The sequence below is a fragment of the Nonomuraea sp. 3-1Str genome, assembly GCF_031570565.1.
Lineage (GTDB): Bacteria > Actinomycetota > Actinomycetes > Streptosporangiales > Streptosporangiaceae > Nonomuraea.
Window position 1 is genome coordinate 147,384 of record NZ_JALHBK010000016.1, and the last position, 15,113, is coordinate 162,496.

A 15,113-nucleotide genomic window follows, 5' to 3' on the forward strand; every position below is an offset into this window, starting at 1 on the left:
GAAGGGCTCCCGCACCAGGCCACCGGGCCGGCGATGACGTCAGGCCGTCCGCCAGCCGGACCAGCACCGTCCGGTCGCCCAGCTTCGTGGTCTTCGCCTTGTGGACGAATCGATCGTACTTTTGGCAGGCGATTGACTACTCATGGTGATATGCGCAGGCAGGCGGGTAGGCCCTGACCGTGACGAGGAGGACCGGGAGACGGGGGGCCGCGGCCGTGCTGCTGGCCGGGGCCGTGTTCCTGCCGGCCGCCTGCTCCGGCTCCGGCGGCCGGAGCGTCCCGCTGGTCAACCTCTACAACGCGCCGCAGGAGAACCTCGCCGCCATCGTCGCCCGCTGCAACGTCCAGGCCCGCGGCCGCTACCGCATCCTGCTCAACACCCTGCCCCGCGACGCCGACGGCCAGCGCGAGCAGCTCGTGCGCAGGCTCGCCGCCGCCGACCCCGGCCTGGACGTGCTCGGCCTCGACGTCACCTGGACGGCCGAGCTGGCCGAGGCCCGCTGGATCCGCGAGTGGACCGGCGAGCACGCCCGGCTGGCCCGCGCGGGCACGCTGGCCAAGCCCCTCGACACCGCCACCTGGCGGGGCAGGCTGTACGCGGCGCCGTACAACACCAACGTGCAGCTCCTGTGGTACCGCTCCGACCTGGTGCCGCGGGCGCCCCGCACGTGGAGCGAGATGGCGAGCGCCGCCGCCGGCCTGGCGGCGCGCGGCAAGCCGCACTACGGCGAGGTGACCGGCGCCCAGTACGAGGGCCTGGTCGTCTGGTTCAACAGCCTCGTCGCCTCCGCCGGCGGGCGCATCCTCGACCCCGGCGGCACCCGGGTGGCGCTCGGGCCGCCCGCCCTGGAGGCGCTCACGGCGATGCGCGACTACGCCCGCTCCCCGGCCGCCGACCCGTCGCTGTCCAACACGCAGGAGGACTCCGCGCGGCTGGCCATGGAGGGCGGCCGGGCCGCGTTCGAGGTGAACTGGCCGTTCGTGTACGCCTCGATGGCCGCCAACAAGCCGGAGCTGCTGCCGCACTTCAAGTGGGCGCCCTACCCGGGCATCCGCGGCGCGGGCGCCTCGCCGCTGGGCGGCGGCAACTTCGCGGTCAGCTCGTACTCGCGGCACCCCGAGCAGGCGTTCCAGGCGGCGCTGTGCCTGCGCGACCCGGTCAGCCAGCGCATCGCCGCGGTCAAGGACGGGCTGCCGCCCACCATCGAGGCGGTGTACCGGGACCCCGCCATGGCCGGGCCGTACCCGATGCGCCAGGCCATCCTCGACGCGCTGAGGACGGCCGCGCCCCGGCCCAAGACGCCCACGTACCAGAACGTCTCCACGACGATCTCCGCGGCGCTGTCGCCGCCCGCCTCCGTCGACCCGCCCGTCACGCTCGCCGGGCTGCGCGAGCAGATCTCCCTCGCGCTGCGCAGCCAGGGGGTGCTCCCGTGAGCGCGACGGCCAAGGACGGGCGCCGGCCGCTCACCGAGGGACAGCGGGCCGAGCGGCGGCTCGGGCTGTTGCTGTGCGCGCCCGCTGCGTTCGTCATGGTGGTGGTCACCGGCTGGCCGATCGTCTACTCGTTGCTGCTCTCGCTCCAGCGCTACGACCTGCGCTTCCCCGCCGCCAGGGCCTGGGTCGGCCTGTCCAACTACGCCACCGTGCTGACCAGCTCCGTGTGGTGGAACGCCTTCTGGGTGACCCTGGTGATCACCGTCGTCAGCGTCGCGATCGAGCTGGTGCTCGGCATGCTGCTGGCGTTCGCGATGTACCGGGCGCTGGTCGGACGCGGCCTGGTCCGCACGGTCGTCCTCATCCCGTACGGGATCGTCACGGTCGCCGCCGCCTACGGCTGGAAGTACGCCTGGACGCCCGCCACCGGCTGGCTGGCCGGCCTGCTGCCCGAGGGGACAGCCCCGCTGACCGAGCGCGGCCCGGCCATCGCGATCATCATCCTGGCGGAGGTGTGGAAGACCACGCCGTTCATGGCGCTGCTGCTCATGGCCGGGATGGCCGTGGTGCCCGAGGAGCTGCTGCGCGCCGCGTCGATGGACGGGGCCGGCCGCTGGCAGCGGTTCACGCGGGTGACGCTGCCGCTGATGAAGCCGGCGATCCTGGTCGCGCTGCTGTTCCGCACGCTCGACGCGTTCCGCATCTTCGACAACATCTACGTGCTGACCAACGGCTCCCAGAACACCTCCTCCGTCTCGGTCAGCGCCTACCACAACCTCATCGGCGGCCTGAACCTCGGCATCGGCTCCACCATGTCCGTGCTCATCCTCGTCACCGTCGCGATCATCGCGGTGATCTTCATCCTGGGGTTCGGCACGGCCGCGCCCGGAAGCGAGCGGTGATGGAGGCCGGCCGCCGGAACGTCTCCGGCTGGACCGTCGCCAACGTCGTGGTCGTCCTGTACGCGATGATCCCGGTGCTGTGGATCGCGTCGCTGTCGTTCAAGGATCCCAGCACGTTCACCGACGGCTCGTTCATCCCGCGCAGGTGGACGATCGACAACTACACCGGCATCTTCGCCAACACCGACTTCGTGCGCGGCCTGATCAACTCCATCGGGATCGGGCTGATCTCCACGCTCGTCGCCATCGTGTTCGGCACCATGGCCGCCTGCGCCGTCGCCCGGCTCGCCTTCCCCGGCAAGCGGCTGCTCATCGGCGTGTCGCTGCTGATCGCGATGTTCCCGCAGATCTCCCTGGTCAGCCCGCTGTTCCAGATCGAGCGGGCCCTCGGGCTGTTCAACACCTGGCCGGGGCTCATCATCCCGTACATCACGTTCGCGCTGCCGCTGACGATCTACACGCTGTCGGCGTTCTTCCGCGAGATCCCGTGGGAGCTGGAGAAGGCGGCCAAGATGGACGGCGCCACGCCGTTCCAGGCGTTCTGGCAGGTGATCGTGCCGCTCGCGGCGCCCGGCATGGTGACGACCGCGATCCTCGCGTTCATCTTCTGCTGGAACGACTTCCTGTTCGCCATCTCCCTGACCTCCTCCGACGCCGCCAGGACCGCGCCGGCGACGATCTCGTTCTTCACCGGCAGCAGCCAGTTCGAGGACCCGACGGGCTCCATCTCGGCGGCGGCCGTGGTCATCACCATCCCCATCGTGATCTTCGTGCTGTTCTTCCAGCGGCGGATCGTGGCCGGGCTGACCTCCGGGGCGGTGAAGGGATGACGCGACGCCATGGCTGAGATCGTGCTCGACCACATCACCAAGAGGTACGCCGACGGCACCGTGGCCGTCGACGACTTCGACCTCCGCATCGCCGACCACGAGTTCGTGATCCTCGTCGGGCCGTCGGGCTGCGGCAAGTCCACCACCCTCAACATGATCGCGGGCCTGGAGGACATCACCGACGGCGAGCTGCGCATCGACGGGCGCCGCATGAACGAAAAGGCTCCGCGCGACCGGGACATCGCGATGGTCTTCCAGTCGTACGCGCTCTACCCGCACATGACGGTCCGTGAGAACATCGCCTTCCCGCTCAAGCTCGCCAAGATGGACAGGGCGGCGATCCAGGAGCGGGTGGAGCGGGCCGCCGGGCTGCTCGACCTCGCCCCGTACCTGGACCGCAAGCCCGCGGCCCTGTCCGGCGGGCAGCGGCAGCGCGTGGCGATGGGCCGGGCCATCGTGCGCGACCCCAAGGCGTTCCTCATGGACGAGCCGCTCTCCAACCTGGACGCCAAGCTGCGGGTGCAGATGCGCACGTCCATCTCGCGGCTGCAGAAGAGCCTCGGCACGACCACCGTGTACGTCACCCACGACCAGACGGAGGCCATGACCCTCGGCGACCGGATCGTCATCATGCGCGCCGGGCTCATCCAGCAGATCGGGCCGCCGCAGGAGCTCTACGACCACCCGCGCAACCTGTTCGTGGCCGGGTTCATCGGCTCGCCGTCGATGAACGTCCTGCCGGCGCGGCTGGAGGAGGGCGCGCTGCGCACGGCCATCGGGGACATCCCGCTGCGCGGCCGGCTGGGCCAGGCCGCGCGGGGCCGGGACGTGCCGCGCGAGGTCATCGCGGGCATCCGGCCGGAGTCGTTCGAGGACGCGGCCCTGGTCCACGACGCGGACGGGGGCGGCACGTTCACCGGGACCGTGGACCTGCTGGAGTCGATGGGGCCGGAGAAGCTCGCCTACTTCACGCTCGGCGCCGCCGCGGTCCGCTCGGAGCACCTGGCGGACACGGGCGGCGAGGAGGCGGCGGAGGGCACCCAGCTCGTGGCGCAGCTCGACCCGAAGTCACGGGCCCGCCGGGGGGAGCCGCTGCGGCTCTGGTACGACACGCAGGCCGTTCACCTGTTCCATCCCGAGACGGGGGAGAACCTCACCGAGCGCGCCTGACGCGGACGCTCACGCGCGTGCCGCGAAGCGCCGTCCCGACACGCTCCCCACCACCGGGCTGAGCACCCACAGCAGCGGCACGCCGTCCACCAGCCAGGTCAGCCCCGCGGTGAGCAGCCAGAACGCCCCCACCACCATGAGCGTGGCGGCCTCCACCCGCATCGCCGCCGCGTCCGCGTCCGGCCGCAGCACCTGGTCACGCAGGATCGCCCGCAGCAGCGCCGCCTGCGCGAACAGCAGCGCCGCCACCGCGCCGGCGAACAGGCAGACGGTCAGCGGGTTGCCCGCCGACTCGCCGATCAGCCCCGTGGCGTACGGCAGCAGCACGACCACGATGAGCAGCGGGACGTGCCTGGCCATGATCCGGGGCGAGACCCGGACGACCATGTCGAGGGTGCGGTGATGCTCCCGCCAGACGCCCCACAGGATGAGGAAGGCGATGACGAAGGCCAGCCACGTGCTCCAGTTGTCGCCCAGGAAGTCCCACAGCCGGGCCGCGCGGGCCAGCCGCGACCCTTCGCCCTCGGCCACGTTCGCGGGCGGGCGGGGGATCTCCACGGCCAGCAGCGTCATCGCGATCGCGAACACGGCGTCCACGAACATCGCCACCCGCTCGTGCGTCATCCCCGGCGCGACCGCGTCCCCCTCGCCCATGCCACCCTCCCTGGTCACCGAGCGTAACGACGGGCCGGGCCGTCGCGGTGCAACGGTGAGCCAACCGGGCCCCAATCCATGGCAGAACGACAGGAGGCGTACCCGCCCGTGCGCGACGACGACCTCGACGGGTACGCCGCCCCGGTGGCCGTCCAGGTCCGCACCGCCTGATCCGTCTCTCGCCGCTTCCGGGCCGTCCTCTAGAGTGCGGGCGTGATGTCGCAGACGTACCTCTCCGAGCTGTTCTCCCTGGACGACAGGGTCGCCATCGTGACCGGCGGGAGCTCCGGCATAGGCCGGGCGATCGCCGGGGCCCTGGCCCGCGCCGGCGCGCGCGTCGTGGTCGTGGCGCGCAGGCAGGCCGAGCTAGCCGCCACGGTGGACGAGCTGACCGCCGGCGGCTGCCGCGCCGCCTGGGTCAGCGCGGACCTCAGCACCCGCGACGGCGTGCGGGCGGCGGCCGAGCAGGCGGCCGGGGTGTTCGGCGAGCCCGACATCCTGGTCAACAGCGCCGGGATCAACCTGCGCCCGCCGATGAACGAGATGACCGACGACGTCTGGGACATCACGATGACGGTCAACCTCGAAGCGCCCTACCTCCTCGGCCGGCGGTTCGGCCCCGGCATGGCGGAGCGCGGCTTCGGGCGGATCATCCACGTCAGCTCGCAGCAGGCGCACCGCGCGTTCGTGCAGAGCGGCGTGTACGGCGTCTCCAAGGGCGGGCTGGAGTCACTGGCGCGCTCGCAGGCCGAGGCGTGGTCGGCTCACGGCGTCACCTGCAACACGCTCGTGCCCGGGTTCGTGATGACGCCGCTCAACGCACGGCTGTCGTCCGACCCCGAGAAGGTGGCCGAGCTGGCGGCCCGCACCATGGTCGGCCGCAACGGGCTGGCCGAGGACTTCGCGGGCGCGGCGGTGTTCCTGGCCGGCCGCGGCTCCGCGTACGTCACCGGGCAGTCGATCTTCGTGGACGGCGGCATGTCCGTCCACTGAGGGCTCCGGACCGCCCGCCGGCGCGGGCGGTCCAGGGTCGTGCGCGGCCTATCAGCCGATGCGCAGCGGCAGCGTCCGCGGTCCGCGGACCTGGCCCGCCGCCCAGCTCACCGCCGCCGGGTCCGCCAGCTCGAACACCGGGACGCGCTCCAGCCACACCTCCAACGCCAGCCGCAGCTCCATGCGCGCCAGGTGTGAGCCCACGCACCGGTGGATGCCGAGGCCGAACGCCACGTGCCGGTTGACCTCGCGGTCGATGACCACCTCGCCGGCCCGGTCGAACTGCGCCGGGTCACGGTTGGCCGCCGGGAACGACAGCAGCACCCAGTCGTCGGCCTTCATGTCGACGCCGTTCCACCGCATGTCGTCCTTGACCAGCCGCGCCATCGTGACCGGCGCGTAGACCCGCAGCAGCTCCTCCATCGCCGTCGGCAGCAGACCCGGCTCGGCGACCAGCCGCTCCCGGTCGGCCGGCGTCCTGGCCAGGTGCCACAGCGACGCGCCGATCGCGCTCCAGGTGGTGTCGATGCCGGCGATGAGCAGGAGCGCCATCGTCCCGGCCACGTGGGACGGCTCGAGCTTGCGGCCGTACAGCTCCGCCTCGATGAGGTACGTCGTCAGGTCGTCGCGCGGACGGGCGACGTGCTCGCGGATCTGCTGGAGCAGGTAGTCGAACAGCTCGTCCATCCGCTCGATGCGCTCATCGGGCGGCCGGTTGACGCCTTCGAGGGAGTTCTCGATGAACTCGCGGAAACGCGGCCCGTCCTCGGGCGGGAAACCGAGCATGTCGGCGATGACCCGTACCGGGATGTGCTGGGCGTAGTCGCGGGCGGCGTCCACGACGTCGCGCCCCTCCAGCGCGTCGATGAGCTCGTGGCATAACGCCCGCGTCGCCGCCTCCCGCTTCGAGACCGCGGTCTTGGTGAACGCGGGGAGCAGCAGCTTGCGGGCGTCGTGGTGGAACGGCGGGTCGGAGGAGATCGGCGGCACGCCGCCCACCGGAGCGATCTCGGGGGGCGGCCGGAAGTTGCTCATGACGATCGCCCGCGAGGAGAAGTGCTCGGTGTCGTAGGCGATCGCGGCGACGTCCTCGTAGCGCGTCGGCAGCCAGCCGCCGCCGAACCGCTCGGTGTGCGCGATCGGGCAGCGCTGCCGCAGGTCGTCCTGGATCGGGTACGGGTCCGCCGCCCACTCCGGCTCCATGTGGGAGAAGTCGGTCGCCCAGTCCGAAACCGGGCCGATGACCGGGTCGGTACGGATGCCCGGGGGCGGCTCGTCGCCGCGCGGCTCCCGGAAGTCCTCGGTGAAGCGGTCGTCGACGGTCATCTCACGCCTCCTGTAACAGGTCGATCGCGCGTTCGGGACAGTTGGACACCGCCAGGCGGGCCGCGCGGTCCTCGCCGGGCGGCACGGCCCCGTCGCCGGCGACGTGCCCGTAGCCCTCGTCGTCTTCCTTGAAGATGCCGGGGGCGAGCGTGTAGCAGCGGCCGTGCCCCTGGCAGCGCTCGGAGTCGATCTGCACTTTCACCGCGTCGCTCTCCTCTGTTCGTTCATTCGTTGGTGTCGGACGGCGCTTCGGACGGCGCTTCGGACGGGGCGAGGGCGGTCACGACGCGGGTGAGCAGCGTGGCCCACTCCTCGTCGCCGACCGTGTGCAGGTCCGGAGTGACGAGCGAGCTGCCCATCGCCAGGAGGAGGCAGAAGTGGGCCAGGGCGTTCGGCGACAGCGCGGGGTCCAGCTCGCCGCCGTGCTGGGCGGCGCGGACGAGCGTGGCGACCCAGTCGGCGCGCTCGCCGACGTAGTCGCGCATGGGCCGGGCGACCTCCTCGTCCCGGCGGGCCGCGACCAGCGCCTGCACGATGAGGTGCCCGCTCGGGTCGCGGCGGCGGGGCAGCCAGCGGCCGATGACCAGCAGCAGGTCGGTGGCGGACCGGTCGGGGTCGGCCGCGAACAGGTCGGCCAGCAGCCGCCGCCCGTGCGCGCGCAGCGCCGCGACGAGCAGCTCGGCCTTCGACCCGAAGTGCGCGTAGAGGGCGCCGTTGCTGACGCCCGCGGCGGCGGCGATGTCGGCCACGCGCGTGCCGTCGTACCCACGCTGCCCGAACACGTCGGCGGCGGCACGCAGCAGCCGCTCCCGCGTCTCGGCGGCGGTGACACCGGCGATGCGCCCCATGAACGAATTAAAAGATCGTTCATTTAACACGTCAAGAGCGGGACTGAGATCTCCTCACTTTGTCTGGGCGCCTTCGAGTTGGCAGTGCGGCACGGAAGTTGTGCCTGAGTCGGGGATGTGCGCTTGAGGAGCGAGGAGCGGCTACTTCGACCCGGCTCGATCTGCTTCATCTTCGCTGGTGAAGGTGTCAGGCCGTCTGGTGAGCACCAGCCGGGTCCTCCACCACCTCAAGATCCGACACGTCGACCCGGCACTGCTCAAAGCGCTCGCTCTCCGGGAACCCGGCGCGCCCCACCACCTGCACCCGGCCGAAACCGTTGAAGACCCGGACCTGCCCGAGGTGGCACTGCTTGTGGCCGGCGAAGGCTTACGTCCCTGGGAGACCGCCTTACCCAGCCTGCCGCTGCTCAGGTGAGCGCACCTCGGCGCATGAACCGATGGCCGAGCCAGAACTCTTGAACGAAGGCGAGCACGGCCACACCGCGACACCCGAGCTCGGATCGGCCGGAAGTGTCAGTACATGATCATACTCTTGCCGACCATGACCACTACTCGCGCCGTCTCGTTCGACCTCTGGGTTTCCTATGGGCAGGCATATCTCATTGATGACACCGACGGCAACCCGGGCTACGCCACCTTTGCCGACGATCATCCCGATCATCCCGTCGGAATCATCCGTGTGGAGGACGGCGCCGCTCTCTTGCTCACGGGTACGCACACGGGCACCCTCGGCTTTTCGGCGACCGTGGCTGACCACGACCCGGGAGCGAACACCAACGAGTATGAGGACATTGTGGAGATCAGCTTCCGGTCCGAGGCCGGGCGGCTCTCGCTGTGCGAGTGGGGAGGCGAACGCGTCCACGAGCTGCCCGAGTTGCCTTCGGGGCCGGGGTGGTATCGGCTGCGCTATCACGCGGTGAACATGGACGAGGAGTCGGAAGCGGAAGATCGCTATCTGCTCCAGATCTGGCCACAGCCTGAATCCATCCCACGAAGGTCAAATGCACAAGCGCGGCACTCTCCTATTGGTGAAGTGCGGGCTGACGTCCCGGCTTCGGTAGTTTCTGACCATGACCGATGCCGACTTCACCCCCCTTCGCGTCACTTACCGGGCGCCCAAGCTCGGCCGCACTCAGATTCGGGACTGGGCGAGAGCGAACGGCTACCTGGTCGGTGAGCGTGGCCGGATAGCTCCAGAAATCACCGAGGCCTTCTTCGCCGCCCACCCCGAGATCCTCGAGCAGGCGAGCACGTTCGAGATGGTCCGCGCCATCGCGAGAACCCCCGGCGCGTCGCCGGAGGATTACGAGTGGCAGGAGAACAGCCCACTCGGGGACATCTACACGATCGTCTTCGTTCGTGGGCTCGACGAGCACGAGATGCTGCGCCGGCTCGGGGCCGCGGACGAGGACATCCGGCTCATCATGGACGAGGACCACTCCCAGCCGGAAGGGCCGGAGATCATCACCGTGAGGCGAATCGGGGACTGGACGGTCGCGATCGAGGACCGCGGCTGGCGCGGCCTGCAACCGGAGGGTTTGGGCGTCCTGTCGCGCGACGGCGGAGAGGCCGTGGCGGTGCACCGGCATGACTACGCCCAGCACCACGTCGCCTACGCCGTCGACGGCCAGATCATCACCGACATCAACCCGGGGTTTCCCATCGACAGGCAAGGCGCGGATCCCGACCGGCTCAATCGTCACCTCCGTGAGCTGGGCATCGATCCGGCCGCCGACGACAGCATCGACAACCCCGTCCCGGCGGCCCTGGCACTCGCCGGCCGCATCACAGAGGTCACGATCACTCCACAGCACCTTCGCCGCCCCGTCCTGGGTGCGGCAGTGCCCGATGCCTGATCTTGATCTGCCTTGACCACCCTTCATGATCGCAGCACCATGCCGGCATGAGTGTCGGCCTGATCATCACGATGCCGCTCCGCCATTGGGGCTCGTCGACGCATTTATGGACAACGACGCCAGCGTCGAGACAGTGAACGGCAACCGCCAGCGGGCCGACCTCGCGCGCAGCATCCGCAGAGCAGGTTGGGATCAGATCGCCCACTGGACACCCGGCGTTTCCGGTGCATGGCCGCCACCGGACGATCGCCCCATGGCTTCTCACCATCGACGTCCTCGAACGCTGGGCCGCAGCCGCCGATCGCACCGGGCGTCACGAAGCCGCCGCCCAAGAGCGCGAATCCGAGAACTGATTCTCTCCCGGCTGCAAGCGCACGGCGCCCGACTGCCTGAAGGTTCCGCCGACAACCCTGGGCCACCACTCAAATGAACTTGATCTCCGGCTTGGTACTGCCGACTCTGATGACGCGAGCATCCGTAATTCGACGCATATCGAAGTGACAGTGTCCAGGTGGGGAGCAGGTCCTGCTGTCATCTTCGCTGGGTCCAGACATCACTGTCCGTCTGGACTCAAGGGCTGACCAGCAACCGGCGGCCCGGCTCGCCGATCAGGCTTGGCGGGCGCTGGACGCCAGGCGGTCGGCGAGCGCGATGACGAGGTCGCGCAGTTCGTCAGGGCGCTCGATGACGAACGGCCGGTCGAGGGAGGCGAGGAGCGCAGGCAGCCAGTCGAGCCGCTCCACCCGTAGCTCGACGTGCAGCCAGCGCTCGGTCGCCGGATCCGAGCCTGCCGCGGAGGCGGGCTCCGTTATGGTCGCCACGCTGCCGGGAAGCCGGGCGCGAATCTGCGCGACCGTCCCGTGGATCCGCAAGGTCACCTCGTGCCGGTACGCCGCGGTGGCGAACCCGGACAGGACGCGCTGCGCCGGGTCCGGTCCGGCGGGCGCCTCGAACGATCCGGGCAGGGTCCTGGCATGCGCGACGCGATCGAGCCGGAAGGTCCGGTCTTCGCCGATCTCGGGATCGGTGCCGATGACGTACCACCGGCCCGAGTGCGTGACGATCCCGTACGGGTGCAGCGTGCGGTCGCGGCGCCGGTCGTCGCGGTCGGTGTACCTGATCGAGACCGGCCGGCGGTGGTGTACCGAGTCGGCGATGGTGAGCAGGACCCCGGCATCCGGGGTGGTGAACTCGCCGGGCGGTTCGGTGAAGGCGAGGGATTCGAGGACCGTGTCGAGCCGGCGGGCGAGGCGCTCGGGCAGCACCCGCCGGATCTTGGCCGCGGCCGTCTCACTCGCCGTGTCGGCCGCGGTCGTCAATCCCGTCCGGCGGCCGGCGATCAGGCCGAACAGCACGGCGAGCGCCTCGTCGTCACTGAGCATGAGCGGAGGCAAGCGGTAACCCGGGGCGAGGCGGTAACCCCCGTGGCGACCGCGCACCGCCTCGACGGGTATGTCGAGGTCGATCAGATGGTCGACGTACCGCCGTACGGTGCGGCCGTCGACGCCGAGCCGGTCGGCGAGCTCGGCCATCGTGCGGACGCCGCCCGACTGCAGCAGCTCCAGGAGGGTGAGCACACGGCCGGCGGGTCGGGACATGCTCAAAGCCTAGCGACAATACTGGACCGATTCTGTCCAGTATTTGTTCTAACGTGTGCCGTACCACCGCTTCTCGGACCCAAGGAGAACACCCATGGACTTCGTCTCGATCCGCATCATCACCGGCGACGTCGCGCGCCTCGTCGAGTTCTACGAGAGGGCCACCGGGCTGCGGGCGGCCTGGTCCACCGAGGACTTCGCCGAGCTCCGGACACCCAGCGCCACCCTCGCTATCGCCGGCACCCGCACCGTCCCGCTCTTCGCGCCTGGCTCCGCCCGCCCGGCCGACAACCACACCGTGATCATCGAGTTCCGGGTGGACGACGTGGACCATGTGCACCAGAACCTGGCCGGCTTCGTCACCGACTTCGTCAATGAGCCCACCACGATGCCCTGGGGCAACCGGTCGCTGCTGTTCCGCGACCCTGACGGCAACCTCGTCAATTTCTTCACCCCGGTCACCACCTGAGGGCATCGCGGCAGAGGGCCCTGGACATCGACCCGGATCCATATGATCATCGGTCTCGCACCCTTCACTGACCGTGCGACGGGTCCTGGCGTGATCGCCGGACGGACCGGAGGATGCCATGACCGATGACAGGTCGGCCCCGCCGGGAGCTGTCCGGGAGCAGTGGTCCGAGCTGGTCGCGCGAGCCGGCGAGACGGCACGGATCGAGGAGGCCGTCGCCGGTGCGGCGGCCGGGAAATGCCGGCTGCTCCTCATCGACGGTGATCCGGGCGTAGGCAAGACCCGGCTGCTCGCGTACCTGATCGAGCGGGCGCACGCGGCCGGGCGGACCGTGCTCGACGGCAGCGCCACCGAGTTCGAGCGGCTCGTCCCGTTCGGCATGTACGTGGACGCCTTCACCCGGATGTCCGACGAGCACGACGAGCCGGGCGGCGCCGGACCCGGTGTCCTCGCCGAGGCGGCGCTGCGTACCTTGCTGTCGGCGGGTGAGACGAGCGACACCGAGCGCGGCCGGTTGGATCGCTATCACACCTATCGAGGCATTCGAGCGCTCCTGAACCATCTGGCCACCGACCGTGGTGTGGTGCTGGCCTTCGACGACCTGCACTGGGCGGACGGGCCGTCGCTGGAGCTGACCGAGTTCCTCCTGCGCCGGCCGCCGGCCGCGGGATTCCTGCTGGCCGTCGCCTGCCGGTCGTCCATGATCCCGCCGATGGTGGCCGAGGCCGTCGCCCGGCGGGATCGGCGCGTCACCCGGCTGAGCCTGGCCCCGCTCGACGAGAACGCGGTCGCGCTGCTCATGCCGTCCGACACGAGCCCGCGCCGGCGGACGCTGATGCACCGGGTCAGCGGCGGCAACCCGCTGTTCCTGCGGGCGTTGCTGGACGCCGACGACCACACCCTGGCAGAGCTGGCCGACGGCCGGCCCGGGGCGGCGCTCGCCCTGGAGCGGGAACTGCTGGCGGTGCTGCGCGGGGAGCTGGACCGGCTCACGCCGGCGGCCCGCCGGGCGGCTCACGCGGCGGCGGTCGCCGGAGAGCTGGCCTCGCCGGTCGTGATCGCCCACGTCGCCGAGCTCGACGCCGCGACCGCTGCCGCCGCCGTGGACGAGCTGTGCCGGCAGGGGCTCGGCACGCTGGCGGGCGCGCGGTTCGCCTTCCACCATCCGCTGGTACGCGGCGTCGCGTACGACACCTGTGGCCCGGGCTGGCGCGTCGCGGCGCACGCGCGGGCCGCCGGCTACCTGCGCGGCAACGACGGATCGCTGGCGCTGCTCGCCCACCACACCGAGCGGTACGCCGAGCACGGCGACGAGCAGGCCGCCCGGACGCTGGCAGAGGCCGGCATCGCCTACCTGGACTCCGCGCCGGCGACCGCCGTGCGGCTGCTCCGCGACGCCCTGCGGGTGCTGCCGGAACGCGACGACCTCGTGCCGTACCGCGGCCACCTGCTCACCTGCCTGGCGAAGGGGACCGGCGTGATGGGCTCGCTCACCGAGAGCCGGCGCATCCTGCACGAGGTCATCCACCTGCCGCACGAGGTGGCCGCGGCGGCGGTGGCCTTCTCCTCCGTGATCTCCCGGCTGCTCGGCCGGCTGGACGAGGCCCGCGCCCTGCTGAGCGCGCACACCGGACGGGCCGGGCACGACCCGCGGCTACGCGCCCAGCTCCTGCTGGAGCGAGCCTGCGTGGCGGTGCTTCGGGCGGACCCGGGTGAGGCCCGCCGGCACGCGCGCGAAGCCGTCGCGCTCCTGTCCGAGACCGCCGATCCGGTCCTCAGCGCCGCGACGTACGCGGTGCTGGCCCTGGCGTGCCTGCAGGACGGTGACATCTCCGCGGGCCGGGCGCACAGCGGGCGAGCCGGCTGGCTGATGGACAGCGCGTCGGACAACGCCCTGGTGTCGCACGTGGAGCTCGTCGCGCCGCTCTCGTGGGCCGAGACCCTGCTGCAGCGGCCCGGCGACGCCGAGCGCCACCTCGCCCGTGGGGTGGACCTCGCGACGATGTCCGGCGGCAGCTACGCGATGCCCTACCTGCTCATCGCCCAGGCCCACCAGCAGGCGCGGGTCGGCCGGCTGGCGGAGGCCATCGAGACCGCGAACCACGCCGCCACGGCGTCGGAGTACATCCAGAGCAGTGAGACCCTGGCGATGGCCCGCTGCGTCATGCTGTTACCGGTGCTGTGGCGGCACGGCACAGGTCCCGCCATGAAGCTCGCCGGCCGGCTCGCCGAGGCGGCTCCAGGTTCGGCCTGGTGGCAGGCGATGGCGCATCTCTCCGCGGCCCGGGTCGGCCTGGCCGCCGGCCGTGCGCAGCCGGGGCACGCGCCGCCGCTGCCTTCGGTTCTCACCCGTGACACCGAGGTGGAGCGGCTGGCCGTGCAGTCGCTCCAGGCCGGGGCCGAGGGCGACGTCGGCGCCGCGCTCCGCCGGTCGGCGGCCGCGGTCGCCGCTGCCGAAGGTGGTGGCGCGTACCGCGCCGGGATCGCGTACGACGCCCGCGCCCGCGCGTTGTGCGGCCACGACGACCTGGCCGGAGCCGCGGCTGCTGCCCGGATCGCCGCCGAGCGGTTCGCCGAGAGCGGTGCCGTCGGCGAGCGCGGCCTGGCCCACCAGCTTCTCGCCACCGTCCACGGCCGCATGGGAGACGTGGCGTCGTCCCGCGCCGAGATCGGCCGGGCCAAGGCTGCCTACCGGGAGTCGGGTGCCGACTGGCTCGCCGGTCAGCTGGCCCGGGCGGAGCGGCGGTTGGCCGCGCGCGGCCCCCGGCACGCGGCGCGGAAAGCCGCCGGCCCGCCGGCGCTGACCGCGCGCGAGCACCAGGTGGCGGAGCTCGTCAGCCAGGGGTTGACCAACCGGGAGGTGGCCGAGCGTCTCCAACTCAGCCAGAAGACGGTCGAGACGCACGTGGCACGCATCTTCAGCAAGTTCGACGTGCGGTCCCGGGTGGCGCTGGCCAGGCGCATGGCCGGCCAGGGCGACATCCCGGCAGCCGGATGACGACGACCTGAGCCTCCGGGCGGCCGCCCGGAG

At 71.3% G+C, this 15,113-nt stretch carries 15 protein-coding genes; 10 read left to right on the forward strand and 5 right to left on the reverse strand.

Going from position 1 to position 15,113, the window contains the following annotated elements; translation table 11 throughout:
* The first annotated feature begins 179 nt into the window (after window positions 1-179).
* The 4 genes from MTP10_RS25050 to MTP10_RS25065 are packed head-to-tail and all read left to right on the forward strand — an operon-like array spanning window position 180 to window position 4,338.
* On the forward strand, window positions 180-1,436 hold the full coding sequence (locus tag MTP10_RS25050; protein ID WP_310712083.1) for an ABC transporter substrate-binding protein: 1,257 nt from the start codon (window positions 180-182) through the stop codon (window positions 1,434-1,436).
* On the forward strand, window positions 1,433-2,338 hold the full coding sequence (locus MTP10_RS25055; protein ID WP_310712085.1) for a sugar ABC transporter permease: 906 nt from the start codon (window positions 1,433-1,435) through the stop codon (window positions 2,336-2,338). Before MTP10_RS25050 ends, MTP10_RS25055 begins: the two co-directional genes overlap by 4 nt.
* Window positions 2,338-3,168, forward strand: coding sequence for a carbohydrate ABC transporter permease (locus MTP10_RS25060; RefSeq protein WP_310712086.1), 831 nt, complete (start codon window positions 2,338-2,340; stop codon window positions 3,166-3,168). Before MTP10_RS25055 ends, MTP10_RS25060 begins: the two co-directional genes overlap by 1 nt.
* 9 nt (window positions 3,169-3,177) lie before the next feature.
* Window positions 3,178-4,338 (forward strand): sn-glycerol-3-phosphate ABC transporter ATP-binding protein UgpC, encoded by a 1,161-nt coding sequence (locus MTP10_RS25065; protein WP_310712087.1) that lies wholly within the window; start codon window positions 3,178-3,180, stop codon window positions 4,336-4,338.
* Window positions 4,339-4,347: 9 nt separating this feature from the next.
* On the opposite strand, the gene MTP10_RS25070 is transcribed toward MTP10_RS25065, so the two are convergent.
* Window positions 4,348-4,992 (reverse strand): TMEM175 family protein, encoded by a 645-nt coding sequence (locus tag MTP10_RS25070; protein ID WP_310712088.1) that lies wholly within the window; start codon window positions 4,990-4,992, stop codon window positions 4,348-4,350.
* Between the two features lie 216 nt (window positions 4,993-5,208).
* On the opposite strand from MTP10_RS25070, the gene MTP10_RS25075 reads away from it, so the two are divergent.
* Window positions 5,209-5,985, forward strand: a complete 777-nt coding sequence (locus MTP10_RS25075) for an SDR family oxidoreductase (protein WP_310712133.1) — start codon at window positions 5,209-5,211, stop codon at window positions 5,983-5,985.
* A 51-nt stretch (window positions 5,986-6,036) separates the two neighbouring features.
* Here MTP10_RS25075 and MTP10_RS25080 read toward each other — a convergent pair whose 3' ends face one another.
* The 3 genes from MTP10_RS25080 to MTP10_RS25090 are packed head-to-tail and all read right to left on the reverse strand — an operon-like array spanning window position 6,037 to window position 8,159.
* Window positions 6,037-7,311, reverse strand: a complete 1,275-nt coding sequence (locus MTP10_RS25080; RefSeq protein WP_310712090.1) for a cytochrome P450 — start codon at window positions 7,309-7,311, stop codon at window positions 6,037-6,039.
* 1 nt (window position 7,312) lies between these two features.
* Window positions 7,313-7,513 carry a ferredoxin gene (locus MTP10_RS25085; protein ID WP_310712092.1) on the reverse strand — a complete coding sequence of 67 codons (201 nt, stop codon included), beginning with the start codon at window positions 7,511-7,513 and terminating at the stop codon, window positions 7,313-7,315.
* A 22-nt stretch (window positions 7,514-7,535) separates the two neighbouring features.
* Window positions 7,536-8,159 (reverse strand): TetR/AcrR family transcriptional regulator, encoded by a 624-nt coding sequence (locus MTP10_RS25090; RefSeq protein ID WP_310712093.1) that lies wholly within the window; start codon window positions 8,157-8,159, stop codon window positions 7,536-7,538.
* 199 nt (window positions 8,160-8,358) lie between these two features.
* On the opposite strand from MTP10_RS25090, the gene MTP10_RS25095 reads away from it, so the two are divergent.
* From MTP10_RS25095 to MTP10_RS25105, 3 genes are all read left to right on the forward strand, one after another.
* Window positions 8,359-8,574, forward strand: coding sequence for a hypothetical protein (locus MTP10_RS25095; RefSeq protein ID WP_310712094.1), 216 nt, complete (start codon window positions 8,359-8,361; stop codon window positions 8,572-8,574).
* 126 nt (window positions 8,575-8,700) lie between these two features.
* Entirely contained in the window at window positions 8,701-9,336 is a 636-nt protein-coding gene (locus tag MTP10_RS25100) for a hypothetical protein (RefSeq protein WP_310712095.1), read from the forward strand.
* On the forward strand, window positions 9,230-10,015 hold the full coding sequence (locus MTP10_RS25105; RefSeq protein WP_310712096.1) for a DUF6461 domain-containing protein: 786 nt from the start codon (window positions 9,230-9,232) through the stop codon (window positions 10,013-10,015). Before MTP10_RS25100 ends, MTP10_RS25105 begins: the two co-directional genes overlap by 107 nt.
* A gap of 608 nt (window positions 10,016-10,623) precedes the next feature.
* On the opposite strand, the gene MTP10_RS25110 is transcribed toward MTP10_RS25105, so the two are convergent.
* Entirely contained in the window at window positions 10,624-11,613 is a 990-nt protein-coding gene (locus MTP10_RS25110; RefSeq protein WP_310712097.1) for a YafY family protein, read from the reverse strand.
* A 94-nt stretch (window positions 11,614-11,707) separates the two neighbouring features.
* Here MTP10_RS25110 and MTP10_RS25115 point away from each other — a divergent pair, with 94 nt between their 5' ends.
* Entirely contained in the window at window positions 11,708-12,082 is a 375-nt protein-coding gene (locus MTP10_RS25115) for a VOC family protein (RefSeq protein ID WP_310712098.1), read from the forward strand.
* A 118-nt stretch (window positions 12,083-12,200) separates the two neighbouring features.
* Window positions 12,201-15,080 carry an AAA family ATPase gene (locus MTP10_RS25120; RefSeq protein WP_310712099.1) on the forward strand — a complete coding sequence of 960 codons (2,880 nt, stop codon included), beginning with the start codon at window positions 12,201-12,203 and terminating at the stop codon, window positions 15,078-15,080.
* The last annotated feature ends 33 nt before the right edge of the window (window positions 15,081-15,113 follow it).